The following is a 24,981-nucleotide window of genomic DNA, read 5'->3' on the forward strand; positions in this document are numbered from 1 at the left end:
TGTCTAGGCTTTTGACTCTTCTTTTGTGTCTAAAGTAGGCTCTTTTATTTCCTTAACTGAACATAGTTTTGTATCTGTATCACAGAGTACTTTTTTATCACTAGTTATGTCATTTTTTTGAGTGTCATATTTTTCTAAATTATCTAAATTTTTTTCATTTTTTTGGTCACAAGCTTCATCTTTTTGATCAATTAGTGCTTCATAGTTTTTCTTACTTTTACCACCTCTTATGCCCTTAAAAAATAGCATAAATTTATCCATAAGAGTGTCAAAATTTAGCTTTTTAACTTCATACATAAGTGTTTCTTTTTTATCTTCAAAGAAATTCTTATCTTCTATAAAGCTTTCAAATTTAGCGACCTCTTCTTGAAGATCAGCAAGAATATTTTTATAGTTTTTTAAAATAGCTTGGGTTTTTATCTTAGCTTCATTTATAAATTCTATATTTTTAGAGCTTTGAAGTTGCTCAAGATACTCAAGTAAATAGCGTCTTTTATTATCTTCTAAAAAACTATCTACACTTTTGTTGTCATTGTGGATTTTTTCAACAAAAAGAATAGGTCCTTTGATTTGAAGAGTGTTAGATTGTGTTGGAAAAAGCTCAAATTTACTAAAAGAGTACCTTAAAAACTCACCAGTTTCTGTGTTATATTTGTAATAAATATCATCTTTTTTTTCCTCTTTTGCTATTGCAAAAAGTTCCAAAACTTGGTTTTTGAGATTTTCTATATGATCAACGCCATCTTTATTTGTGCCTATAAATACGGTAACTTCTCTCATTTTTTCCTCCTCAAATTGTATATTAAAAAAATATTAAAAATTATACACATCTAAAATTAACCCAAACTTAATAGTAAAACTTTACATAAATTTTACATAATACATATATACTTCATTTATAACCACACAGGAGGTAAAAGATGAATAGACGAAGTTTTTTAAAAACAAGTGCTGGGGTTGGCACTTTAGCTACTTTAAAGCTAAATGCCAAAAGTAGTGAAATTTTTAAAGGTAGCAATGAAAAAGGAGTTGCTAGTGTGTGTGAGATGTGTTCAACTAGATGCCCAATTGAAGCAAAAGTTGTAGATGGTAAATGTGTTTTTATACAAGGAAATTCAAAATTTAGCTCAAATAAGACATCAGTTTGTGCAAGAGGTGGAGCAGGTGTAAATCAGCTATATGATGATCAAAGACTTGTTAAACCTTTAATAAGAGATGGTAAAAGAGGTAGTGGTAAGTGGAAAGAAGCAAGTTGGGATGAAGCACTTGATTTTTGTGCTAAAAAATTAAATGAGATAAAAGATAAATACGGTCCACAAGCGGTTGTATTTACATCCAAATCGGGCGAAAGTCACACTCAACTAGTAAATCTTGCCTGTGCTTATGGTAGTTCAAATATTTACTCTCACTGGTCATGCTGTCCTATTACAGAAAAAATTGCCGTTCCGCATACATTTGGTAGTTCACCAAAAAGAGATTTTGCTAATGCAAAATATATAGTAAATTTTGGACATAATCTTTTTGAGGGAATTGTAATTTCTGATACTAAAAAGTTGGCTAAATTTGCAAATGATAAATCCACCAAGCTTTTAGTTTTAGAGCCAAGATTTAGTGGAGTTGCAGCAAAAGCTGATGAGTGGTTGCCTATTAGACCTGGAACTGATTTAGCATTTTTAATGGCACTGATTCATGTCTGGTTAAGAGATGGCAAATATGATAAGAAATTTGTAGAAAAATATACTGTTGGACTTGAAGAATTAAAAATGGCTGTAAAGGATAGCACTCCAAAGTGGCAAGAGAGTCATACAGGAATTTCAGCCGATACAGTTGAGAGAGTAGCTGATGAAATTTATAAAGCCTCTCCAAAGGTTATAATTGACTGGGGGCATAAAACTACTACTACAAGGGCAGAATATCAAAGAACAAGGGCAATTTGTATAGCAAATGCTTTAATGGGTAATTTTGAAAAAGAAGGTGGCATTTATTTTGGTAAAAACTCAAAAACATTTAACACTTTATGCGGTGAAGAGCTTTTTCCAGTACTTGCCAATCCAAATAGTGTATTTAAGGTTCCAAAAACTCCAAGGATAGATGGATGTGGCGAAGATGGACATAGGCATAAATTTATTCCACGAAAACATGGTGTTTTAATGGATATAGTTCCTGCTATATTAAGCCAAAAACCCTACCCGGTAAAAGGCTGGGTAAGTACTAGGTTTAATTATCTTATAAATGTAGCAGGAGAGGTGGATGCGATAAAGGCTATTAAAGAGCTTGATTTTGTGTTAGCTATTGACATTTATGAGAGTGACTTTGCACATTTTGCTGATGTGATACTACCTGTTGCTACCTATCTTGAGAGAGATGAGGGCATTCAAGATAAAAGTGGAACGGCACCTGGGTTTTATATGAGAAATAAAGTTGTTGAACCAGTTGGTGGAACAATGGGTGGATATGAGCTATTTAGAGAGCTTGCTAGGCGTTTAAATATAGATAAAGACTATAGTTGGAACACAGTTGCTGAGTATAGAATGCAACAAGCCAAAGGCAATGCTGAGTTAATAGCGTCTTTAGAAAAAGATGGATATGTAGGTTGGAAAGTGCCAAAAGTATACTATAGAGAGCCAAAGTTTATCTCTAAATTTGTAGAAAAATATCCAAATGCTTCGCAGTTTGTAGATGAAAATGGAAATATGAGTTCTTTGATGAAATTTAAAACTCCAAGTGGCAAAATAGAGCTATTTTGTGCCCAGGTAGAAGAAGCTCTTCCTGGAGAGGGCTGTTTACATACTAAAGATATGGATTGCTATGATGGATATGATTTGTGTCTTATGAGTGGCAAAACACCAATACATACAAATGGACATACTCAAAATATCAAAGTTTTAAATGATATGATGAGTGAAGCTCCTATTTGGATACATCCAAATACTGCTAAAAAGCAGGGCTTAAAAGATGGTCAAAGAGTTTTAGTAAGAAATAAATTTGGAGAGGGAAGGGCTAAGATTATGTTTACAGAAGGCATTAGAGAAGATGCTTTATTTGTTTATCATGGTTTTGGGCATATAAGTAGTGGACTAAAAAGGACAAATGGAGTTGGTTTTAATCAAAGTAAAATATTAAATCCAGCTGATGGTCCTGTTTGTGGAACAATGGTCACAAATGTTGGCGTTGAGTTAGTTAAAATTTAAAGGACTAAAGATGAAAAAATTTGCAATGATTCATGATGAAAATTTATGTATAGGTTGCCAAGCCTGTTCAGTTGCCTGTAGAAATGAACACGGTGTTGCTGATGATAGATATAGACTTCAAGTAAGAGCTGATTTGAAGGGTAAATTTCCAAAACTTAAGCTAAACTATGAAAGGCATAGTTGCGTGATGTGTGATGATGCGCCTTGTGTTGAAGTTTGTCCAACTCATGCTAGTTTTAAAACTGCAGAAGGCATAACTTTAGTCGATCCTACAACCTGTGTTGGCTGTAAATACTGCATCTTAGCCTGTCCATATGATGCTAGGTTTGTAGATCCAAAAAGTGGCAACATAGAAAAATGCACATTTTGTTTTGAGACAAGAGGTGGAGAAATACCAGCTTGTGTAAGTGTGTGTCCAACTGATGCTTTAATTTTTGGGGATTTAAATGATCCTAATAGCGATGTAGTTAAATATGCATCAACGCACTCTTTAGAACTACCAAAAGAGCATTTAAAAACTAAGCCAAATTTAGGTTTTGTTAGAAACTATAAAGGGGGAAATCATGAATAATATGTGGGGAAGTATGGCTCAATATGAGCATCTAAATTGGGGTTGGCACATTGCGATTTATCTCTTTTTGGCTGGACTTGCAGCTGGTGCTGTAATGATTGCTCTTATAGTTAAGTGGAACCGACATCAAAGCAATACTAGTTCCATTTGGGATGCTATGGTAAAAGCTGGTGCTATAACAGCTCCTATAGCCATAACTATTGGTCTTGGTTTATTAATACTTGAACTTAGTAAACCTTTTAGTTTTTACTGGATTTTAATAAAATACAACCTTTTATCAGTAATGAGTTGGGGTGTTATAGCTTTACTTGTTTTTACACCTTTTTCATATTTGTTTGCAGTAATGATTTTTGAAGAAGATATTGATAGAAGTAGTTCAATAATTAGGTATTTAAGACCTATTACTAAGCTTATTCGTAGATTTGCATCTTTCTCAAAGGCGGTTGAAATTTTCATATTTATATTAGCTCTTATTGTTGGGTTATATACAGGTTTTTTACTTGGAGCTGCTAATAAAGTAGCACTTTGGAATACCCCAATACTTCCACTACTTTTTTTACTATCAGGTTTTTCAAGTGGTATTGCGATGACTATTTTGGTAGGAATGATTTTTTTTAAAGGCTCTCTAAATAAAGATAGTGTAAAATATCTCTTAGTTATAGATTTAAGAGTTATTATTTTTGAGATACCTATGCTTATTATTCTTTTTCTTGGGCTTTGGTTTGAAGGTGGAAGCACAAGAGAGGTGGTAGTTTCTGTGCTAACTAAAGAGTATGCTAGTTTGTTCTGGATTGGTTCTGTTGGTATAGGGCTTTTAGTTCCTGTTTTAATAGCAGCTACTGCACTTAAAAATCACGCATATAGACCTGTTTATATCGTACTAAACTCTATAGTACTTTTAGTGGGGGTTGTTTGCCTTAGGTTTTTCTTTGTGTATGCAGGACAAGCATATATAATGTAATTAGCCACGTAAAAGTGGCTAAATTTAAGGAGTTAAATAGTTGAAAATTTTACTTTTAGAAGATGATTTTGCTTATAAAGAGAGTATTAGCGAGTATTTACAAAGTCTTGGATATGATGTAGATACGGCAAGTAACGGTCTTGAAGCTTGTGATAAAATAGCTTTAAATGTTTATCATCTTTTTATTTTTGATATAAAAGTACCTGAAATTTCAGGACATGAAGTTATGAAATATGTAAAAAGTTTAAATATTACAACTCCTATAATGATAATGACTTCATTAATTGACATAGATGATATGGCTATTGGGTATGAACTTGGGTGTAATGAGTACCTTAAAAAGCCATTTGAGCTTGCTGAGATGAAATTTAGAGTTGCAGAACTTATGAGAAAATACTACTCAGTTGGCGATAAAAGCATAGTTTTTATAGATAAAATTTATGAGTTTAATACAGCTTCTAAAGATATAAAATTCAAAGATAAAACTATAAATTTAACTACTGGTGAGATGGAAATTTTGGAGTACTTGCTTTTGAGAAAAGGTAGTTTTGTAGGCATTGATGAGATAATATCTGAAGTTGGCAATCTAGGGACAAATAGTGTAGATATTAGAATGCATATTATGAAAATTCGTCAAAAAACTAGTAAAAATTTTATTATTTCAAAACGCGGTTTAGGGTATAAAATAAATGCTTAGGAGTTTAAAAGTTCCAATACTCGTCTCTCTTGCCATAGTTATAATATTTGTTTTTCAAGGTTTTATGATATTAACAATTACAAAAGATGGCACTGCTAAAGATAGTGTAAATTTGCTTAAAGCTAGAATGGAAGAGATAAAAGCCAACCCTAAAAGCACAAGCTTAGTATATGAACAAGCTATCCTTGATAAAAACTATAAAATAATAAGTTCAAATTTGACATTTTTGCCATCAAATTTCAACTTTAAGGTTTTAAAAGAGAGAAATTTTATCTACTATAAAGATTATGCTTTTTATGGTGATGATCTCTATTTTTTAATAGTTGCTAAAAATGTAAATTATTCAAAGCTTAAATTTATAAGTTTTATAACATTTCTTTGTACTATCATTGTTGTATTTTATGTCACAAAACTAACTTATAAAAGTGTTACTTTGCCATTTTTAGAAAAAAATCAGATGTTAAATACCTTCTTTAATGATGCTATGCACGAGCTTAAAACTCCACTTGGAGTAGCAAGTATAAATTTAGAGATGCTGGAATTTAGAGATAAGCACACTCATCGTATAAAGGGAGCTTTAAGACAGATGAAGGTTGCATATGAAGATGTTGAGTATTTTATCAAAAATGAAAGAGTAAATTTTCCAAAAGAGATTATAAATTTTAGTGAGTTTTTAAGGGATAGAATACGCTTTTCAAGCACAATAGCAAATGTTAAAAAAATCAGTATAGAAGAATTTATAGCAGATGGATTGGAAATTTATATGAGTAAGGTTGAGGCTACAAGATTGGTTGATAACAATCTTTCAAATGCCTTAAAGTACTCTCATCCAAATAGTATTATTAAAGTAGAACTTGTTAAGGATAAAAATAGTGCTAGTTTTAGCGTGGAAGATTTTGGTATAGGTATAAAAGATAGTGCTAAAATTTGGAGTAGATTTCAAAAAGAAGATACTACTAGGGGAGGTTTTGGTTTAGGGCTTAATATAGTTCTTAAGATTTGTCAGAAATATGCTATAAACTACTCTGTAGATAGTGTATATCAAAAAGGCTCTAAATTTACTTATAAAATTCCACTTTATAAAGAGTTGCTACTTGATAATATCGGATAGTTAATGTGAAGGATTATATAGCCTATAAATTCCTCATTCAAATCAAAAAATTTCATAGAATAGAAGTGATTACTTCCTATTTTTGTGTAGCTTTTATTTAAGTCTATCTCATTTAGCATATTAACAAAATTTAGATCTACATTCATTTCATTTAGTAAAATATAACCCTTTACCAAGGAGAGTTTATCACTAAAGCAGTCAGTTTTAAATCTCTTTGGAATAAGGATAAAAAGATTTACACCGGATTTTTTCATACTCTCATTTAAATATGAAAAATCAAGCATAACCTCTACTGAGCCAAGAAACTCTTCATCTTTAATAATAGGAGAAATTCCTCTTGTATAAACCCCACATCTTCCAATCTCAATACCAGAAATCGGCTTTTTGCTATTTTTAACCATTTTAAGTGAATGCCTAAAGCTACTTAAATCATCGCCTGTTAGATTAGAATCCCAGCTTCTAACTAGACTTAATATATCATTTGAGTGTAGGTGAATTTTCACATTTTTATAAAGTGGAATTTCTTTAAGTGTGTTTACATGGTTGTTTAGTATGTTTTTGCAATCATCCAAATTTTTACTTGACATACACTCCTTGAGGGCTTTATTATGAGAGATGAGAGTTGACATAGCAAGAGCGTTTAATCTATCTTCTTTGGCTGAATTTAATAAAACCTTAGCACTACTGTCTAAAAAATCTTTAGACTCATCTATGTTTTTACTGTTTAAGTACCCAATTAAAAAGTACAAAACCAAAGATGCAGTAGCTATAAAAAAGATAGTTTTTAGAAATTTATGGCTCATTAGTTATATTAATTATTAGGTTAAATCTTACTATATATATTAAAAACTACGATTATCATAAGCAGTACTGATATTGTAAAAAGAAGCACAACACCAACTGTTTGAGTTATCTTTCTGTTTCTAAGGTATCTAAGCCTTTTTCTATCTGCTGGACTAAGCCTTCTTGATATTGTTTTGATGTTTTTATTTATTGATTCTATATTTTGGCTATTTTTTAGCTGTAAATCAAGCAAACTTTCAAGATTTTTTATGCGTTCTTCTTGAGCGGTTTTAAGATCTTCTATCTCTTTTTTTAGAGTTTCAATCTCTTTATCATATGACATCTAAATTCCTTATAAATTTAGCAAATAAAGGTAGCAAATTGCTACCTTTTGGTTTATATTGCGTCTGCTTCTACTTCTATTGTGATATCTACTTCGCTACCAATACCAATGCTTTCTTCGCCAACATTAAATTTAGTTCTATCGATTTCGCCTTCTAGTGTAAAGCCGATTTTATCAACTTTTTCATTTTTAATAACGCCACCAAAGTCATACTCAAATTCAACTGGTAAAGTTACATCTTTTATTGTTAGATCGCCTTTTACAACGCCTTCTTCACCATCATCTTCTTTTACAAACTCTTTCATTACAAATTTCATTTCTGGATATTTTTCTACTTCAAAGTAGTCTGGATTTCTTAAATGGTCATCTCTTCCTTCATTTTTTGTGTTAATAGATGCAACCTTAACTATTGCTTCAAATTTCTTTAACTCCTTTGTCTCAGGATCAAAGTCTATTTTTCCTTCAAAATCATCAAAGCTACCTCTAACATTGCTAATTTGAAGATGTTTTATTTTAAACCCGACATTAGTATGAGTAGGATCAACTGCGTAATCTTTAGCATTTGCAGCTCCTACTAGTAAAAACGAACATGCAACTGCTGAAAATAGTAATTTTTTCATTTTCTTTCCTTTTATTGAAATAATCACCATTTTACTAGGTATAAGTAAACAAAATTTCTAAATTTTTCTTTAAAATTTCTGTAAATTTATCAAAGCTAGGCAAATTTAAGTTGGTATCTCTTTGTTTTTTACCCCACACTGACTCTGGGAAAAAGTTATCGTTTTTAAATCTAGCCATTACATGAATGTGTACTTTTGGAACATAATTTGCAAAACTTGCATGATTTATCTTATCTGGTTTATAAAAGCTAAGCATAGTTTTTTCAACTATCATTGAGGCTTTAAATAGCCTATCTAGCGTAAATTCATCACAATGGCTTAACTCTTTAAAATCCTTTTGGGTAAAAATCTTTACCCAAGGAATTTGAGAGTTTTCTTTTTCTATATAGATAAAATCATCTTCATAAATTCTACTCAACTGTCACACTCTTTGCTAAATTTCTAGGCATATCAACATCATTTCCAAGTCTTATTGAAATTTCAAGCGCAAAAAGCTGCAACACAACCATCATCTCAAAAAACTCACTCATAAAATGCTCTTGTTCACTAGTTTTGATAAAATCATCGCTTAGTTCAAATTCAAGCGGACTTATAGCTAAAACAAAGCCATCTCTAGCAGCTATCTCTTCGACATTGCTTTTTGTTTTTTCATAAAGGGTGTTTTTTGGAAGTAGTGCAATAGTAAAAAGCCCTTCATCAACTAATGCAATAGGACCATGTTTCATCTCGCCACTTGCGTATCCTTCAGCATGAAGATAGCTTATCTCTTTTAGTTTTAAAGCCCCTTCTAGTGCTAAAGGATAAAACACATCTCTTCCAATAAAGAAAAATCCATGTCCGTGCAAGTAGTGCTTACTTATGCGGCGGATTTTTTCATGGAGTTTTGGATCAACTTCTAGGACTTTTGGTAAATTTAGAAGTGCTTTTGTCTCATTTTTTAACTCATCATTTGATAAAATTTTTCTTAAATTTGCTAGATATAAAACTACCATCCAAAGAGTCATAACCTGCGTAGTAAAGGCTTTTGTTGAAGCTACGCCTTTTTCTATGCCAGCTCTTGTTAGTATAACATTTCCAGCTAGTCTTACCATTGAGCTATTATCAACATTGCAAATAGCTAATGTTTTAAGTCCAGCATCTTTAGCTATTTTTAGAGCTTCAAGTGTATCGGCTGTTTCGCCACTTTGAGATACAACTATGAAAAGTGAGTTTTTGTTTAAAAATGGCTCTTTATATCTAAATTCACTTGCTATTTCTACTTTTGTGCGAATTTTTGCTACCCTTTCAAAAAGATAGCTTGCAGTTAAAGCAGCATGGTAGCTAGTTCCACATGCACAAAGAACTATTTCGTCTATGCCATCAAATATTTCAGGTGAAATTTCATCAAATTTTATAGTGCCATTTTTAACTCTTCCCATCATGGTTTCAGTTGCTACTGTACTTTGTTCATAAATTTCTTTTTCCATAAAAAACCTAAATCCCTCTTTTTGGGCATAGCTTCTATCTGTTGGTAGAGCATGTTTTTGTGGTTTTATGGTTTTGTGATTTTTATAAATTTCTACAACACCTTTTTTGGCATAACCATACATCTTGTCATCTAAATAAACAACATCTTTGACATACCCAATAAGTGGTGCATCTGATGAGCTAAAGAAAACTTCGCCATTATCATCTTGTCCAATTATCATCGGAACAGCATTTTTAGCAAAAAATATTGTATCACCAGCAGCTTTTGAGATGATTAAAATAGCATAACTTCCAACTAGTTTTGATATAGTTTTTTCAAAAGCCTTAAATGGATCTTTTAACTCTTCGTTAAATTTCTCAAAAAGATGAACTATAACTTCAGTATCTGTTTGACTTAAAAAATTAACACCATCTTTTTCTAACTCATCTTTTATCTCTTGATAATTTTCTATGATTCCATTATGAGTTACAAAACTATACTCGCCAAGATGTGGGTGAGCGTTGATTTCGGTCGGCTTTCCATGAGTTGCCCATCTAGTATGACCTATAGCAACGCCAAAGCCATCTGAAGTGAAATTTTTAGTTTTTTCTTCTAAATTTGATAGCTTGCCAACAGCTTTAAAGCAATCAATCTTTTCACCTGACATTGTAGCAATGCCTGAACTGTCATAGCCTCTGTATTCAAGCTCTTTAAGTCCGCTAAGTATGATAGATTTTTTCTCTTTGCTTCCGATATATCCAACTATCCCACACATTCTTATATCCTTTATGAAAATTTAAAAGCTTTAATTATATATTGTTAAAATTAACAGTTGAAATTTTAATAAATTTGGATTAAAAAGCTTTTTTAAAGTCATAACTGTATATAATTACCAAATTTAGAAATTTAAGGCTTATATATGGAAATTTTAGAAAAGTTAAAAAACAAAGAGCGTTTAAGCTATGAAGATGGGCTTAAGCTTTACGAGCTTGATCTTTTTACACTTGGAAAATTTGCAAACGCAAAAAGGCGTGAGTTAAATGGTGATAAAGTTTACTTTAACGCAAATCGCCACATAAATCCTACAAATTTTTGTAAGGATGTTTGCCTTTTTTGTGCTTTTTCAGCTCATCGTAAAAATGCTAAATCTTACACAATGAGCCATGATGAGATAATGGCTATAGTTGATGATACTGTAAAAAGAGACACTAAAGAAATTCACATTGTCTCAGCTCACAACCCAAATGTAAGTTGGCAGTGGTATTTGGAAATTTTTAAGATGATAAAAGATAAATATCCACACCTTCATATAAAAGCAATGACCGCAGCTGAGGTTGATTTTTTAGCTAAAAACAATGGCTTTAGTTATGAAGAAATACTTGATAAAATGATAGAGTATGGGGTTGACTCTATGCCTGGTGGTGGGGCTGAAATTTTTGATGAAGCCATTAGAAAAAAAGTATGTAATGGCAAGGTTAAAAGTGATGAGTGGCTAAAAATTCACTCTCTTTGGCATCAAAGAGGGCGTGAAAGTAACGCTACGATGCTTTTTGGACACATTGAAGAAAGAAAGCATAGAGTTGATCATATGCTAAGACTTAGAGATGTTCAAGATATGGCTATTAAAAACGGCAAAGGTGGGTTTAATGCCTTTATACCGCTAGTTTATCAGCGTAATAATAACTACTTAAAGGTTAAGAAATTTCTAGGGTCGGTTGAAATTTTAAAAACTTTTGCCGTATCAAGACTTATGCTTGATAATATCACTCACATTAAATCCTACTGGGCAACTTCAACTATAAATTTAGCTCTTGTAGCACAAGAATTTGGCTGTGATGATTTAGATGGAACGATAGAAAAAGAGACCATTCAAAGCAGTGCTGGTGCAGCAAGTAAAAATGGCTTAACAATGAAAGATTTTATTGATTTAATAAAAACTGCAGGACTAACTCCAGTTGAGCGAGATAGCTTGTATAATGAATTAAAGGTTTACTAAGATGGAGAAATTTTTTAAACTAAAACAGATGAATAGTAGCGTTAAGCAAGAATTTAACGCTGGACTTACGACATTTCTAACTATGATGTATATCATACCTGTAAATGCCATCATAATGGGCAATACTGGAATGCCAATAGAAGCACTTCTTACAGCAACTGCTCTTGTTACGATTCTTGCAACTGGGTTAAATGGATTTTTTTCTAACACGCCAATTGCTTTAAGCGTTGGAATGGGACTTAATGCTTACTTTACTTTTGGGCTTGTAGCTGGTATGAAAATTCCGTGGCAAACAGCTCTTGGTGTGGTATTTCTTAGTGGGGCGATATTTTTAGTTTTATCTCTTACAAATTTTCGTATCTGGATACTTAAAAGCATTCCACTTGATTTAAGAAGGGCAATAAGTGCTGGAATAGGCGCATTTATCAGCTTTATAGGCTTAAAAGAGATGGGAATTATAGTTCATAACGAAGCAACTTTGGTTGGGCTTGGAAATTTCAGTGATCATAACACCTTACTGGGTCTTTTTGGACTTGCTATGGTTGTGCTTTTTTGGGCTCTTAGAGTAAAAGGAGCTTTTATTATTGCGGTGTTAATTACTTCAATTGTTGCGTGGAGTTTTGGAATTTCACCAAAGCCTGATAAATTTTTCTCTCTACCAGCATCTATTTCACCGATATTTTTAGAACTTGATATAGTTGGAGCTTTTAGTTTGGCTTTGATTCCAGCTATTGTGACATTTTTTATTACTCAGCTTTTTGATTCACTTGGAACTCTATCTGGAGTAGGCAATAGAGCTAAGCTTTTTGATGCTAAAGATGGTATGAAAAAATTTGAAAAAACTTTAGGCGTTGATGCTTTTGCTTCTACGACTGGTTCACTTCTTGGAGTATCTACTGTTACAGCTTTTGCTGAGAGTGCAAGTGGAGTTGAAGAAGGTGGTAGAACTGGACTTACAGCAGTTGTTACAGCTGCGTTTTTTATTTTAACTCTTTTTATGCTTCCGCTTTTTGGAGCTATACCTGGAAATGCTGTATATCCTGTTCTTATAATGGTAGGAGTTATGATGTTTAGCGAGCTTGTAAATATTAACTTTAAAGACTCAGCTATCTGCGTTGCATCATTTTTTATAGTTATGCTTATGCCGCTAACTTACTCTATCACGACAGGGCTTGCTTTTGGTTTTGTTGCTTACTTTTTTGTTAGGCTTGTAAAGCGTGAGTTTGAATTTTTAAATATTGGCGTAGTTTTTTTAGCTGCTATTAGCCTAATATCTTTTATTATAAGGTAAAAAATGATTTATTATGGTTATGAAGAATTTAGTAAAGATGCTAAGAATTTAGCAAGACTTGTTAAAGATAGTTACGCACCAGATGCGTTTGTACCAGTTGTTAGAGGGGGGCTTACTTTAGGGCATTTTATAACAGTTGCTCTTGGTAGTAGAAACCTTTTTCCTATAAATTCAATCCATTATGATGACACTCAAAAGCTTGATACTATTGATGTTTTTAATATTCCAAATTTAAACGGTTATAAAAGAATTTTACTCATTGATGATATCATAGATAGTGGTGAGAGTATGGTTGAAATTTTAAGGGTTTTAAAGGAGAAATTTCCACATGCTCAGTTTAAAGTAGCAACTCTTTTTTACAAAAAACACGCTTTATTAAAACCTGATTTTAGCGTAAAAGAAGCAAATGATTGGATTGAATTTTTTTGGGAGAAGGTTGAAATTTAGGAGTTAATATGAGTAAGAAGGCTGAAATTTACATAATGTATTTTTGTGCTGGACTTACGCTTTGTGTGATGTATGGTGTTCAGCCTATACAGCCTGTTTTTATGGAAATTTTAGGAATTTCTAAATTTGAAGCAAGCCTTTTTACCACTTCTATTCTTGTGCCACTAGCAATTGCTAGTATCGTTTATGGCTATATTTTAGAAAAATTTAGCATAAAGAAAATTTTAGTTTTTGCCTTTTTTGCTTTTGGCGTATTAGAGCTTATGTTTGCTTTTTGTAATGACTACTATTTTTTGCTAAACATTAGAGGGCTTCAAGGTCTCATCGCTCCAGCTGCTTTAACTGGCATAATGAGCTATATCTCAACTAATACCTCCAAAGAAAATATCGCAAGTGCAATAGGCGTTTACATAGGAATAACAATACTTGGTGGATTTATAGGGCGGTTTTTATCAGGACTTAGTTATGATATCTTTAACTCTTGGCGGGTATTTTTTGCTATTTTAGGAGTTGTTTTGTTAATGTCTGCTTTTATGCTTACTAAAATTTCAAGTAAAGTAAGTGTAAGTCCTGTAAAACCAAAGCTTGGCGATATATTTAAGATCTTAAAATTTAGATCAAATGCCCTTATAGTTGCTTATATATTTTGTCTGTTTTTTAGCTTTACAGCTGTTTTAAATTTCTTACCATTTGAGTTAAATAAACTTGGCGGAAATTTTAGCGGGACAAAAACAGGACTCATTTATTTTGGGTATTTTATAGGTGTTTTAGTAGCTTTTAATTCTAACAGGATAGTTTCGTTTTTTGGAAATGCCCCAAAAGCGATGTTTTTTGGTGCTATAGTTTTTATATTTGGGCTTTTTTTTCTTGAATTTGATAGCTTTTGGATTATATTTTGTGCGATGCTTGTTGTGTGTTTTGGAAATTTTATAGGTCATAGCATTGCATCTGGATATATAAATAGAATAAACGACACTCATAAAGGTATAGCAAATGGGCTTTATGTGAGCATTTATTATCTTGGTGGTTCTCTTGGAAGTGTAGTTCCAAGCTTCATTTATTCTGGATATGGCTGGAAAATTTTTCTTATATCTATTGGAATTTTAGTTGTGATTTCTCTTATTTTTTCAGGACTTTTAAGTGTTAAGAGATGAGAATTTTCTATTTGTCTTGATATTTCTGATCAATTTAGTCTGCCTTTTGTTTGCAATCTCAAATTTAAGCATAAGTCATTATGAGGCTCAGATTTTTTTTAACTCTGAAAATTTAGTAAGCTTTTTAGCAAATTTATCTTGTCATCTCTTTGGGCAAAATGACTTTGCTGTGCGTTTACCTTTTCTTTTGATACATTTAATCAACTGTATCATAATGTATAGATATTCAAAGCTTATCCTAAAAAGAAAAGGCGATAGATTGCTATGTGTAAGCATTTATATGTTTTTGCCTGGAACTATGGTAAGTGCGATTGTGGTAAATGAAGCTGGCATAATTTTATTTTTTACTCTGCTTTTTTTGTATTTATATGAGAGCAAAAGATCTTTTATATCATATATGGTTTTGACTATTGCTTTATTTGTTGACTCTGCTTTTGGCATTTTATATCTTGGCGTTTTATTTTATGCTATATATGATAAAAAAAGAAATTTAGCCATTGTTGCAATTGTTCTTTTAATGATATCAATTATATTTTATAACTACGACATACATGGTAAACCAAGAGGGTATTTTTTAGATGCTGTTGGAATTTATGCAGCTGTTTTTTCTCTTTTTGGATTTTTGTTTTTTATATATGCTGTTTATAGAATTTGGATTAAGGAAAGAAAGAGCCTTCTTTGGTTTATAGTTATTACTGCATTTTTGTTAAGCCTTATTTTGTCTTTTAGGCAAAGATTTGATATAGAGAAATTTTTACCATTTGCTACAATAGCTGTTCCGCTTATTGTTAAAGTTTTTTTTAGCTCGCAGCGTATAAGACTTCCAAAATTTAGAAAAAAACATAACTTTTTTGGACTGCTAACTTTGATATTTTTAGCTATTCACTCTTTTTTTATAATAAACAGTCAAATTTTGTACCCGATTGTTTTTAAAAATGAACCTAGTAGGCACTTTATATATAAATTTGATATTGCAAAAGATTTGGCTAATGAGTTAAAAAGTAAAGATATAAATAGCGTTATAACATTAGATTCAGAACTTAGAGTAAGGCTAAAATTTTATGGGATCCAAAGCGGTGGAAGATACATTTTAAGTAGTGAAAATATTGGTATTTCAAAGCATGAAATAGATATAGTTAAATTTGGAAATACTGTTGTGAAATTCTATCTTTTGTGATTTTATGCTATAATTTTACTTAAATTTCAAAAGAGGGTTAATTTATGTGTAAATTAAAAAAAGCTTTTACGATGATTGAGCTTGTTGTAGTTATAGTTGTTGTTGGTATTTTGGCAGCTATTCTTATGCCAAGATTTGATAGAAATGCTCTTCTTGAGGCCGCAGATCAGGTGGTATCTCATATAAGATATACGCAACATTTAGCACTAAGTGATGATGTTTATGATCCTACTGACTCAAATTGGTATAAAAAAAGATGGACTATATCTTTTAACAGGGTTGGAGATGATGATACAGATAAATGGCGATATAGTGTTTACAAGGATATAACTGTTAGTGGAAATCTTAATAGTAAAGATGAGATAGCTAGGGATCCTTTAAGTCCTAATAAATATATGACATCTGGTTGGAGCGGTATGTCTAATAGTGAAAAAACAAATACACTTGATAAATATAATTTAAGTTCAAAATTTGGTGTAAAAGAGATTTTTTTATCTGGAGGGTGTTCTGCAAGCACTAAAGGTGGCGGTAATATATCTTTTGATAATAAAGGAGTGCCATATCGTTCAATATCAACAACTAAGGGAGGTGGAGCAAAAAATTCTGTTGATAGAATGATTAATTCTAATTGCAATATTACATTGGTAAATGATGGGCCATCTAAGGATGCTGGAAATCAAGCAGTTATAACCATAACTCCTGAAACTGGGTATGCAAGAATTATATGGTTTCCAGGTTGTGAAAATACTCCTGGACAGCCAAATAGATGTATAAAACCAGCTGACAGAACAATTTAAATCAAAGAAATTTCAATAAATTTGAAATTTCTCCCCAACTTTCAGCTATATTTAAGCTTTACTCTTGTATAATTTCATTTCGCTTTTAAAGGAAGCCTTTTTAAAGAGCTTAAATAATAATTTTATCAAGCTAAGTTAAACAGTCTTTTTATAAAAGTATGTTTTTTAAATTTAATAATGTTAAACTATAAATCAAAGTCAATCTTTGAAATCTAAATAAGTGATCGATTGAGCCATTTATTTATATACTCTTTATAGTCTTTTCTATCGTATATAGATAACTTTAAGATATCTATATAAAATATGGAGAACCTTAGATATAAGCAAGTAATTAACTTACTATATCAATTAAGAGTAAAATTATAAATTAATAAATATTTTAAAATCTTATTTTTACTATAAATTCCATAGTAGATTTAAGCTATTAAAGTTTTAAAGATTAAACTTAAATAAAAACAAACACTCTTTAGTTTTTATATACCATAATAGTAATATAAAAATACTAAAGTTTCATATTTTTATGGAGAGTTTGATCCTGGCTCAGAGTGAACGCTGGCGGTATGCCTAATACATGCAAGTCGAACGATGAAGTCCTAGCTTGCTAGGATGAATTAGTGGCGCACGGGTGAGTAATATATAGTTAATCTGCCTTACACTAGAGAACAACAGTTAGAAATGACTGCTAATACTCTATACTCCAACTTATCATAAGTTAAGTTGGGAAAGTTTTTTCGGTGTAAGATGAGACTATATCGTATCAGCTAGTTGGTAAGGTAATGGCTTACCAAGGCTATGACGCGTAACTGGTCTGAGAGGATGATCAGTCACATTGGAACTGAGACACGGTCCAAACTCCTACGGGAGGCAGCAGTAAGGAATATTGCGCAATGGGGGAAACCCTGACGCAGCAATACCGCGTGGAGGATGACACTTTTCGGAGCGTAAACTCCTTTTGTTAGGAAAGAATAATGACGGTACCTAACGAATAAGCACCGGCTAACTCCGTGCCAGCAGCCGCGGTAATACGGGGGGTGCAAGCGTTACTCGGAATCACTGGGCGTAAAGGACGCGTAGGCGGATTATCAAGTCTTGTGTGAAATCTAATGGCTTAACCATTAAACTGCACAGGAAACTGGTAGTCTAGAGTAGGGGAGAGGTAGATGGAATTCTTAGCGTAGGGGTAAAATCCGTAGAGGTTAAGAGGAATACTTATTGCGAAGGCGATCTACTAGAACCTAACTGACGCTGAGGCGTGAAAGCGTGGGTAGCAAACAGGATTAGATACCCTGGTAGTCCACGCCCTAAACGATGTATACTAGTTGTTGCTTTGCAAGTCAAAGCAGTAATGCAGCTAACGCATTAAGTATACCGCCTGGGGAGTACGGTCGCAAGATTAAAACTCAAAGGAATAGACGGGGACCCGCACAAGCGGTGGAGCATGTGGTTTAATTCGAAGATACGCGAAGAACCTTACCCGGACTTGATATCTAACAAATCATCCAGAGATGGAAGAGTGTCTGCTTGCAGAAATGTTAAGACAGGTGCTGCACGGCTGTCGTCAGCTCGTGTCGTGAGATGTTGGGTTAAGTCCCGCAACGAGCGCAACCCACGTGTTTAGTTGCTAACAGTTCGGCTGAGTTCTCTAAACAGACTGCCTACGCAAGTAGGAGGAAGGTGTGGACGACGTCAAGTCATCATGGCCCTTATGTCCGGGGCGACACACGTGCTACAATGGCATATACAGTAAGACGCAATATCGTAAGATGGAGCAAATCTATAAAATATGTCCCAGTTCGGATTGGGGTCTGCAACTCGACCCCATGAAGCCGGAATCGCTAGTAATCGTAGATCAGCCATGCTACGGTGAATACGTTCCCGGGTCTTGTACTCACCGCCCGTCACACCATGGGAGTTGATTTCACTCGAAGCAGGGATGCTAAATTAGCTACCTTCCACAGTGGAATCAGCGACTGGGGTGAAGTCGTAACAAGGTAACCGTAGGAGAACCTGCGGTTGGATCACCTCCTTTCTAGAGTACAATATAGATACTCTCTCACAAGATATCTATAAGAAAGTTACAATTAAATGATCAATTGAAAGCTTATTTAGATTTTAAAGGTTGACTAAGGTTATTGTCTAATTTCTTAAAAAATAGATATAAATACTAAACCAGTAGCATTTATGAAATTAAGATATATCTGTATTGTAAATGTAAAAAAATATATAAAGATGGGGAATTAGCTCAGCTGGGAGAGCGCCTGCCTTGCACGCAGGAGGTCATCGGTTCGATCCCGTTATTCTCCACCATTAAAATAATTGAGTTAATAGCTTGTCTTAAATTTATAGTTTAATACTAAATAGTAGAGATTTAATCTTAAAATTTACCCAAATTTTAAGATTAGGTCTTTACCTAAACGATCTTTAAAGTACAATTGTTAAAAGTCACAAACAAGTTTTATAAAATAAAACAATTTTACAGGAACTTGTTAAAGCTTTAATCTAACTATTATAAAAGCAAACATATAGATTTTAACTGTTATCAAGATCTATTTGTTAAAGATTGAATCACGGATATATAAAGAGTTAAAACTTATCTTTATATCATCATTAATCTCTTTCCGTCTTAAATAGTTAGTTTAAATATTATAAAGCATATTTAAAACTTCAGTAGTTTTAAATTTAAACATAAAGATATAATTTAAAGATACTATGTAATAATAGATACACTATAATATGATCTATAAGAACTATATAGTATAAATCATTAAATTTCAAATCTTTATAAATTTAACTTTATCTTTAACAAGGAAGTAATGCGAATTAGAATATCAACATAATAAAATGATTCTAATACTTCGTAAGCGACATAGTAAATCTACCTTAATTTAGATTTAGGTGGGTCAAGGGAGTGTTTACACTCCTTGTCGCAAAGAGTAGCTTTGCTACTCTGCGAAGTTAAAAAAGGTAAGCTACTAAGAGCCAATGGCGGATGCCTTGGTTGGTAGAGGCGATGAAGGACGTACTAGACTGCGATAAGTCTCAGGGAGCTGTCAAGAAGCTTTGATCTGGGAATTTCCGAATGGGGCAACCCAGTATATAGTGATATATACTACCATTGTTATGGAGCAAACGTGGGGAATTGAAACATCTTAGTACCCACAGGAAAAGAAATCAATAGAGATTACGCTAGTAGCGGCGAGCGAACGCGTAATAGGGCAAACCACTAGTTTACTAGTGGGGTTGTAGGACTGCAATAAAGACTAAAAAGAGTTAATAGAATAATCTGGAAAGTTTAAGCATAGAGGGTGATACTCCCGTATATGAAAACTCTTTTTTACTTAGCAGTATCCTGAGTAGAACGAGGCACGTGAAACCTTGTTTGAAGCTGGGAAGACCACTTTCCAACCCTAAATACTACTACCAAACCGATAGTGTACAAGTACCGTGAGGGAAAGGTGAAAAGAACCGCGGTGAGCGGAGTGAAATAGAACCTGAAACCATTGGCTTACAATCATTCAGAGCACGATTCTTTATGACGTGTGATGGACTGCCTTTTGCATAATGAGCCTGCGAGTTGTGATATCTGGCAAGGTTAAGGAAATCCGGAGCCGTAGCGAAAGCAAGTCTTAATAGGGCGTTTAGTCAGATATTGCAGACCCGAAACGAAGTGATCTATCCATGAGCAGGTTGAAACCGGTGTAAGAGCCGGCGGAGGACCGAACCCGCTGACGTTGAAAAGTCTTGGGATGACTTGTGGATAGGGGTGAAAGGCCAATCAAACTTCGTGATAGCTGGTTCTCTCCGAAATATATTGAGGTATAGCGTTATGTAGTAACTATAGGGGGTAGAGCACTGAATGGGCTAGGGCATACACCAATGTACCAAACCCTATCAAACTCCGAATACCTATAGTGTAATCATAGCAGTCAGGCGGCGAGTGATAAAATCCGTCGTCAAGAGGGGAACAACCCAGACTACCGACTAAGGTCCCAAAATCTTATTTAAGTGGAAAACGATGTGAAGTTACTTAAACAACCAGGAGGTTGGCTTAGAAGCAGCCATCCTTTAAAGATAGCGTAATAGCTCACTGGTCTAGTGATTTTGCGCGGAAAATATAACGGGGCTAAAATAAGTACCGAAGTCGTAGACTTAGTTTTACTAAGTGGTAGGAGAGCGTTGTATTTAGCGTTGAAGATGTACCGGTAAGGAGCGTTGGAGCAAATACAAGTGAGCATGCAGGCATGAGTAGCGTTAAATCAGGTGAGAATCCTGATCGCCGAAAACCCAAGGTTTCCTACGCGATGCTCGTCATCGTAGGGTTAGTCGGGTCCTAAGCAAAGTCCGAAAGGGGTATGCGATGGAAAATTGGTTAATATTCCAATACCAATTATTATGTGCGATGGAAGGACGCTTAGAGTTAGTGGGGCTAACTGATGGAATAGTTAGTCTAAGAGTGTAGGTTGAGTTATAGGCAAATCCGTAACTCTTTATCCGAAACTTTAAAGGCTTTTCAAACTCTTCGGAGAGCGAGAAGAACCCATGATACTGTCGAGCCAAGAAAAGTTTCTAAGTTTAGTAATAATTGCCCGTACCGTAAACCGACACAGGTGGGTGGGATGAGTATTCTAAGGCGCGTGGAAGAACTCTCTTTAAGGAACTCTGCAAAATAGCACCGTATCTTCGGTATAAGGTGTGCCTACCAGGGTGCAAGCCCTAGAGGTTACAACAAAGAGTCCCTCCCGACTGTTTACCAAAAACACAGCACTCTGCTAACACGTAAGTGGATGTATAGGGTGTGACGCCTGCCCGGTGCTCGAAGGTTAATTGATGGGGTTAGCATTAGCGAAGCTCTTGATCGAAGCCCGAGTAAACGGCGGCCGTAACTATAACGGTCCTAAGGTAGCGAAATTCCTTGTCGGTTAAATACCGACCTGCATGAATGGCGTAACGAGATGGGAGCTGTCTCAAAGAGGGATCCAGTGAAATTGTAGTGGAGGTGAAAATTCCTCCTACCCGCGGCAAGACGGAAAGACCCCGTGGACCTTTACTATAGCTTGACACTGCTACTTGGATAAAGATGTGCAGGATAGGTGGGAGGCTTTGATTAATAGACGCCAGTTTATTATGAGCCATTGTTGAGATACCACTCTTCTTTATTCGGGTAGCTAACTAGCATATGTTATCCATATGTAGGACAATGTCTGGTGGGTAGTTTGACTGGGGCGGTCGCCTCCCAAATAATAACGGAGGCTTACAAAGGTTAGTTCAAAACGGTTGGAAATCGTTTGTAGAGTATAAAGGCATAAACTAGCTTAACTGCGAGGCCAACAAGCCAAGCAGAGACGAAAGTCGGTCTTAGTGATCCGGTGGTTCTGTGTGGAAGGGCCATCGCTCAAAGGATAAAAGGTACCCCGGGGATAACAGGCTGATCTCCCCCAAGAGCTCACATCGACGGGGAGGTTTGGCACCTCGATGTCGGCTCATCGCATCCTGGGGCTGGAGCAGGTCCCAAGGGTATGGCTGTTCGCCATTTAAAGCGGTACGCGAGCTGGGTTCAGAACGTCGTGAGACAGTTCGGTCCCTATCTGCCGTGGGCGTAAGAAGATTGAGGAGAGTTGACCCTAGTACGAGAGGACCGGGTTGAACCAACCACTGGTGTATCTGTTGTTCTGCCAAGAGCATCGCAGAGTAGCTAAGTTGGGATGTGATAAGAGCTGAAAGCATCTAAGCTCGAAGCCAACTCCAAGATTAATCTTCTTTTAAGAGCTCTAGTAGACTACTAGTTTGATAGGCTGGGTGTGTAAGTGATGTAAGTCATTTAGCTGACCAGTACTAATAGCTCGTTTGCTTATCTTATTTTTATTTTTTACTCTTTTTGTTTTATGTGTTGTCAGGTTTCGTAAAACACTGTGGTCACTACCTATAAGGTAGCTCCCTTGTATTTTACTCACCTTCCTAGCCTAAAATCAAAAATAGTTAAAAAAATAGCTATTATGAGATTATAAATATCATATAGTTTTAAGCATTACTTCCTTGTTAAGGATAAATCTTTATCCAAAGTAAAATAGTTTTATAAAATAAAACTTTTGACTTTTAACAACTCCAATCGTTAAATTAGAGATTTGACTACAGTTTTATTTTTAGACTGTAGAGTTTATATCTTAGATCTTTAATTTAACGATTGTCCGTGATTATAGAGAGTTGGAAACGCCTTGACCCATCCCGAACCAAGAAGCTAAGCAACTCATCGCTGATGATACTCTCTCTTACTGAGATGTGGGAAAGTAGGTCTTTGCGGACTTCGTTATTATACATTACTAAAATTCATTAAAACCAACACCCCTTAATAAAAATAACATAATAAAATATAATCTTACCTATTTACTAGTTGTAACAAGTCTTATAGAGAATGTTTGTTTGTAGAATTAAGCTATTTTAACTTATATAAGTTTATAAAGCTATACTATTTTTAAATCTTATGATAGTTTAAATTTGCTTTAATATATTAGGATAATTAAGTAAATTTGGTGTATAGCCTAGTAGAATAAATCTTATAGCTTTTACCGCTTTAAATTAATACTTGTAAATCTTTGTTGGTTTAATACTGTTTTTTAAGTTTTTAAATCCTATCTAGGAAGTTAAGAATTTAATTCAATACCAATATGAACTAACTGGTATTATTATTTTAAATCAATACTTATAAATCTTTTAACTCAAAAAACTACTTTAACTTTATTTTAGTGGTTAAATTTGCTTTTGTAGTACTTGGAATTTAACACCACCTTTAAATTTTAGTATCCATATTAAAATAATAATATGCTATAATTTTTTAAATTTTAGGAGCTGTTATGGGTGATAGGGTAGTTTTATTTACAGATACAATCCAAGATTTAAATGGAGTTAGTAGATTTATTCAAGATATGGCTGATTATGGTAAAGATGATGGTTTTTATGCTATATCATCAAGCTCTTTTAGGAATTTTCCTGATAAGGGGAATGTGGTAAATGCCATTATGTATCTTTGAGGGATATTATTTGTGGCTCTAAACTGGCATTATAATACTTATGAAACAAATATATATAGCTAGATAAAAGCTACTTTTTACCTCTCTAAAACTCATAACTTCAAGCAGAAGGAAAAGTATTTTTAAGATAGTAAAGTAAATACTTAAATAGTATCATTCCACGTTAAAAGGTATTATAAGACGCAAAATGATTCTAAAAGTATTATTTATACTTGATGGTTGGAGTGGTTATGATGGACTAGTAGATATAGTATATGATAAACATTTTAGAGTTAATCACGGTAAAAATAAATTTACATGAGATATATAAATAGTGCCCTTAGTTTTTGGAGTTTTACAAAAAAGACTTACTAAATTTAATGGTGTATAAGTAAATTTTGAATTACGTTTACTAGTAGCATAGTAAAAATTAAAAAAGAGTCTGAATTTAAATAGAAAAAGGATTATTGGCATAATATATTTATAAATTTATTCAAAAAGAAAGGATTGTTAGTATAGACTCTTATTTTTATTGGCATACATCATAGAATCTAATATATAAAAAATACTATAAATAGTACAAGTTAGCTGTCAATACTAAAAATCTAAAATTTCATTAATTTACTTTCATCTATTTTTTAGATTTTTGAAACCCCCTTTTATAGCATTGTAAAATTTATCATTTTTAAGCTCTCTAAATTCATCTTTTAATAAATTAAGAATTTCTATAAAAATAATTTAACAATTAAATTAAACTAATTTACAATATATTAAGTATCCTTTAATAGAATAAAATTTATTTAATTTTAAGGAGAATTTATGAAAAAGTTACTACTATTTTTAGTATTTAGTTTTTCAATGTTATTTGGAGCTGTTAATATAAATACAGCATCAAAAGAGGAGCTTATGACTTTAAAAGGTATAGGTGAGGGTAAAGCTAAGGCTATAATTGAATATAGAGAGAAAAATAAATTTGATAAGCCTGAAGACATTAAAAATGTATTCTCGCATTTAAAATGGGACGGATTTGTATATAAAATGGGAATTTTCAATTTTAAACGCTTAAGCTTAGCAGCAAAATTTCCCATTTTAAATGCAAAAAAAGACTTTAAATTTTATGATTAAAGATGCTTTATAGTAACTTTTAACTTCCCTCTACCTCTTATAATTCCAACAAACATACCAACGATTTTACACTCATATATAAGATATCTTACTGGTGTGTATGTAGGGTTGTAAGACACTAAAAAAAGTTCATTATCTTGCTTATAGCACTCCTTTATCATAAGAGTGTATTTACAGCATAAATCTCACCATCTTTAAATTCAGCCCCTACTGCTATAAAACAGCTATCGCCGTCCATTATATATGGCTCCATGCTCTCGCCAATT

The 24,981-nt window shown here is 33.4% G+C and carries 21 protein-coding genes, 1 tRNA gene, 3 rRNA genes and 1 pseudogene; 18 read left to right on the forward strand and 8 right to left on the reverse strand.

Annotated elements, in window-relative coordinates; genetic code table 11:
* Window positions 1-3 precede the first annotated feature (3 nt).
* On the reverse strand, window positions 4-780 hold the full coding sequence (locus CCORG_RS03330; protein WP_025803862.1) for a hypothetical protein: 777 nt from the start codon (window positions 778-780) through the stop codon (window positions 4-6).
* Window positions 781-920: 140 nt separating this feature from the next.
* Here CCORG_RS03330 and phsA point away from each other — a divergent pair, with 140 nt between their 5' ends.
* The 5 genes from phsA to CCORG_RS03355 all read left to right on the forward strand — a co-directional run bounded on the left by phsA (window position 921) and on the right by CCORG_RS03355 (window position 6,531).
* The gene (gene phsA / locus CCORG_RS03335) at window positions 921-3,191 is read left to right on the forward strand and encodes a thiosulfate reductase PhsA (protein ID WP_025803861.1); all 2,271 of its coding nucleotides are present in this window, start codon (window positions 921-923) and stop codon (window positions 3,189-3,191) included.
* A gap of 10 nt (window positions 3,192-3,201) precedes the next feature.
* Window positions 3,202-3,762 (forward strand): 4Fe-4S dicluster domain-containing protein, encoded by a 561-nt coding sequence (locus CCORG_RS03340; protein ID WP_025803860.1) that lies wholly within the window; start codon window positions 3,202-3,204, stop codon window positions 3,760-3,762.
* Window positions 3,755-4,723 (forward strand): NrfD/PsrC family molybdoenzyme membrane anchor subunit, encoded by a 969-nt coding sequence (nrfD, locus tag CCORG_RS03345; protein ID WP_025803859.1) that lies wholly within the window; start codon window positions 3,755-3,757, stop codon window positions 4,721-4,723. Before CCORG_RS03340 ends, nrfD begins: the two co-directional genes overlap by 8 nt.
* A 40-nt stretch (window positions 4,724-4,763) precedes the next feature.
* Window positions 4,764-5,420 (forward strand): response regulator transcription factor, encoded by a 657-nt coding sequence (locus CCORG_RS03350; protein WP_025803858.1) that lies wholly within the window; start codon window positions 4,764-4,766, stop codon window positions 5,418-5,420.
* A gap of 64 nt (window positions 5,421-5,484) precedes the next feature.
* Entirely contained in the window at window positions 5,485-6,531 is a 1,047-nt protein-coding gene (locus tag CCORG_RS03355; RefSeq protein WP_232088131.1) for a sensor histidine kinase, read from the forward strand.
* Here CCORG_RS03355 and CCORG_RS03360 read toward each other — a convergent pair.
* Genes CCORG_RS03360 through glmS form a run of 5 tightly spaced genes read right to left on the reverse strand, consistent with a single transcriptional unit; the run spans window position 6,498 to window position 10,499 of the window.
* A complete protein-coding gene (locus tag CCORG_RS03360; protein WP_025803856.1) occupies window positions 6,498-7,334 on the reverse strand; it encodes a cache domain-containing protein in 837 nt (278 codons plus the stop codon). The genes CCORG_RS03355 and CCORG_RS03360 overlap by 34 nt on opposite strands.
* A gap of 20 nt (window positions 7,335-7,354) precedes the next feature.
* On the reverse strand, window positions 7,355-7,657 hold the full coding sequence (locus CCORG_RS03365) for an ABC transporter permease family protein (RefSeq protein WP_025803855.1): 303 nt from the start codon (window positions 7,655-7,657) through the stop codon (window positions 7,355-7,357).
* Window positions 7,658-7,710: 53 nt separating this feature from the next.
* A complete protein-coding gene (locus tag CCORG_RS03370) occupies window positions 7,711-8,277 on the reverse strand; it encodes a YceI family protein (RefSeq protein WP_025803854.1) in 567 nt (188 codons plus the stop codon).
* Between the two features lie 34 nt (window positions 8,278-8,311).
* Window positions 8,312-8,695 (reverse strand): HIT domain-containing protein, encoded by a 384-nt coding sequence (locus tag CCORG_RS03375; protein WP_232088130.1) that lies wholly within the window; start codon window positions 8,693-8,695, stop codon window positions 8,312-8,314.
* A complete protein-coding gene (gene glmS, locus CCORG_RS03380; protein WP_025803852.1) occupies window positions 8,688-10,499 on the reverse strand; it encodes a glutamine--fructose-6-phosphate transaminase (isomerizing) in 1,812 nt (603 codons plus the stop codon). Before glmS ends, CCORG_RS03375 begins: the two co-directional genes overlap by 8 nt.
* Window positions 10,500-10,643: 144 nt before the next feature.
* On the opposite strand from glmS, the gene mqnE reads away from it, so the two are divergent.
* The 13 genes and pseudogenes from mqnE to CCORG_RS03440 all read left to right on the forward strand — a co-directional run bounded on the left by mqnE (window position 10,644) and on the right by CCORG_RS03440 (window position 24,715).
* Window positions 10,644-11,720 carry an aminofutalosine synthase MqnE gene (gene mqnE, locus CCORG_RS03385; protein ID WP_025803851.1) on the forward strand — a complete coding sequence of 359 codons (1,077 nt, stop codon included), beginning with the start codon at window positions 10,644-10,646 and terminating at the stop codon, window positions 11,718-11,720.
* A 1-nt stretch (window position 11,721) separates the two neighbouring features.
* Window positions 11,722-13,011 carry an NCS2 family permease gene (locus CCORG_RS03390; protein ID WP_025803850.1) on the forward strand — a complete coding sequence of 430 codons (1,290 nt, stop codon included), beginning with the start codon at window positions 11,722-11,724 and terminating at the stop codon, window positions 13,009-13,011.
* Between the two features lie 3 nt (window positions 13,012-13,014).
* Entirely contained in the window at window positions 13,015-13,458 is a 444-nt protein-coding gene (locus tag CCORG_RS03395) for a phosphoribosyltransferase (RefSeq protein WP_025803849.1), read from the forward strand.
* Window positions 13,459-13,466: 8 nt separating this feature from the next.
* On the forward strand, window positions 13,467-14,612 hold the full coding sequence (locus tag CCORG_RS03400) for an MFS transporter (protein ID WP_025803848.1): 1,146 nt from the start codon (window positions 13,467-13,469) through the stop codon (window positions 14,610-14,612).
* Between the two features lie 46 nt (window positions 14,613-14,658).
* Window positions 14,659-15,789 carry a glycosyltransferase family 39 protein gene (locus CCORG_RS03405; RefSeq protein ID WP_161632389.1) on the forward strand — a complete coding sequence of 377 codons (1,131 nt, stop codon included), beginning with the start codon at window positions 14,659-14,661 and terminating at the stop codon, window positions 15,787-15,789.
* A gap of 44 nt (window positions 15,790-15,833) precedes the next feature.
* Window positions 15,834-16,586 carry a pilus assembly FimT family protein gene (locus CCORG_RS03410; protein ID WP_025803846.1) on the forward strand — a complete coding sequence of 251 codons (753 nt, stop codon included), beginning with the start codon at window positions 15,834-15,836 and terminating at the stop codon, window positions 16,584-16,586.
* A 517-nt stretch (window positions 16,587-17,103) separates the two neighbouring features.
* Window positions 17,104-18,615: ribosomal RNA gene (locus tag CCORG_RS03415) — 16S ribosomal RNA — on the forward strand.
* A gap of 202 nt (window positions 18,616-18,817) precedes the next feature.
* A tRNA-Ala gene (locus CCORG_RS03420) sits at window positions 18,818-18,893 on the forward strand.
* 655 nt (window positions 18,894-19,548) lie between these two features.
* Window positions 19,549-22,442: ribosomal RNA gene (locus CCORG_RS03425) — 23S ribosomal RNA — on the forward strand.
* A gap of 327 nt (window positions 22,443-22,769) precedes the next feature.
* Window positions 22,770-22,887, forward strand: a 5S ribosomal RNA gene (gene rrf, locus CCORG_RS03430).
* The 16S, 23S and 5S rRNA genes sit together here with 1 tRNA gene alongside, the layout of an rRNA operon.
* Window positions 22,888-23,434: 547 nt before the next feature.
* Window positions 23,435-23,611 carry a hypothetical protein gene (locus tag CCORG_RS03435; RefSeq protein ID WP_172658545.1) on the forward strand — a complete coding sequence of 59 codons (177 nt, stop codon included), beginning with the start codon at window positions 23,435-23,437 and terminating at the stop codon, window positions 23,609-23,611.
* Between the two features lie 157 nt (window positions 23,612-23,768).
* A pseudogene (locus CCORG_RS09125) lies at window positions 23,769-23,978 on the forward strand (hypothetical protein); the annotation flags it as partial.
* 431 nt (window positions 23,979-24,409) lie between these two features.
* Window positions 24,410-24,715, forward strand: a complete 306-nt coding sequence (locus CCORG_RS03440; protein ID WP_172658546.1) for a ComEA family DNA-binding protein — start codon at window positions 24,410-24,412, stop codon at window positions 24,713-24,715.
* Here the strand turns inward: CCORG_RS03440 and CCORG_RS08925 are convergent.
* Together CCORG_RS08925 and CCORG_RS09085 are read right to left on the reverse strand one after the other, a co-directional pair.
* Window positions 24,712-24,876: a LexA family transcriptional regulator gene (locus CCORG_RS08925; protein WP_265092853.1), complete on the reverse strand. Its 165-nt coding sequence runs from the start codon at window positions 24,874-24,876 to the stop codon at window positions 24,712-24,714. The two genes, CCORG_RS03440 and CCORG_RS08925, sit on opposite strands and share 4 nt — an antisense overlap.
* Window positions 24,873-24,968, reverse strand: coding sequence for a S24/S26 family peptidase (locus CCORG_RS09085; RefSeq protein WP_265092852.1), 96 nt, complete (start codon window positions 24,966-24,968; stop codon window positions 24,873-24,875). Before CCORG_RS09085 ends, CCORG_RS08925 begins: the two co-directional genes overlap by 4 nt.
* Window positions 24,969-24,981 lie beyond the last annotated feature (13 nt).

The sequence above is a fragment of the Campylobacter corcagiensis genome (genome assembly GCF_013201645.1).
GTDB lineage: Bacteria > Campylobacterota > Campylobacteria > Campylobacterales > Campylobacteraceae > Campylobacter_B > Campylobacter_B corcagiensis.

What these genes read in the sequence shown, in the direction of transcription:
- CCORG_RS03330 (WP_025803862.1), bottom strand. Translation starts at nt 780, where the DNA reads ATGAGAGAAGTTACCGTATTTATAGGCACAAATAAAGATGGCGTTGAT.
- phsA (WP_025803861.1), top strand. Translation starts at nt 921, where the DNA reads ATGAATAGACGAAGTTTTTTAAAAACAAGTGCTGGGGTTGGCACTTTA.
- CCORG_RS03340 (WP_025803860.1), top strand. Translation starts at nt 3,202, where the DNA reads ATGAAAAAATTTGCAATGATTCATGATGAAAATTTATGTATAGGTTGC.
- nrfD (WP_025803859.1), top strand. Translation starts at nt 3,755, where the DNA reads ATGAATAATATGTGGGGAAGTATGGCTCAATATGAGCATCTAAATTGG.
- CCORG_RS03355 (WP_232088131.1), top strand. Translation starts at nt 5,485, where the DNA reads ATGATATTAACAATTACAAAAGATGGCACTGCTAAAGATAGTGTAAAT.
- CCORG_RS03360 (WP_025803856.1), bottom strand. Translation starts at nt 7,334, where the DNA reads ATGAGCCATAAATTTCTAAAAACTATCTTTTTTATAGCTACTGCATCT.
- CCORG_RS03365 (WP_025803855.1), bottom strand. Translation starts at nt 7,657, where the DNA reads ATGTCATATGATAAAGAGATTGAAACTCTAAAAAAAGAGATAGAAGAT.
- CCORG_RS03370 (WP_025803854.1), bottom strand. Translation starts at nt 8,277, where the DNA reads ATGAAAAAATTACTATTTTCAGCAGTTGCATGTTCGTTTTTACTAGTA.
- glmS (WP_025803852.1), bottom strand. Translation starts at nt 10,499, where the DNA reads ATGTGTGGGATAGTTGGATATATCGGAAGCAAAGAGAAAAAATCTATC.
- mqnE (WP_025803851.1), top strand. Translation starts at nt 10,644, where the DNA reads ATGGAAATTTTAGAAAAGTTAAAAAACAAAGAGCGTTTAAGCTATGAA.
- CCORG_RS03390 (WP_025803850.1), top strand. Translation starts at nt 11,722, where the DNA reads ATGGAGAAATTTTTTAAACTAAAACAGATGAATAGTAGCGTTAAGCAA.
- CCORG_RS03395 (WP_025803849.1), top strand. Translation starts at nt 13,015, where the DNA reads ATGATTTATTATGGTTATGAAGAATTTAGTAAAGATGCTAAGAATTTA.
- CCORG_RS03400 (WP_025803848.1), top strand. Translation starts at nt 13,467, where the DNA reads ATGAGTAAGAAGGCTGAAATTTACATAATGTATTTTTGTGCTGGACTT.
- CCORG_RS03410 (WP_025803846.1), top strand. Translation starts at nt 15,834, where the DNA reads ATGTGTAAATTAAAAAAAGCTTTTACGATGATTGAGCTTGTTGTAGTT.
- CCORG_RS03435 (WP_172658545.1), top strand. Translation starts at nt 23,435, where the DNA reads ATGGGTGATAGGGTAGTTTTATTTACAGATACAATCCAAGATTTAAAT.
- CCORG_RS03440 (WP_172658546.1), top strand. Translation starts at nt 24,410, where the DNA reads ATGAAAAAGTTACTACTATTTTTAGTATTTAGTTTTTCAATGTTATTT.
- CCORG_RS08925 (WP_265092853.1), bottom strand. Translation starts at nt 24,876, where the DNA reads ATGATAAAGGAGTGCTATAAGCAAGATAATGAACTTTTTTTAGTGTCT.
- CCORG_RS09085 (WP_265092852.1), bottom strand. Translation starts at nt 24,968, where the DNA reads ATGGAGCCATATATAATGGACGGCGATAGCTGTTTTATAGCAGTAGGG.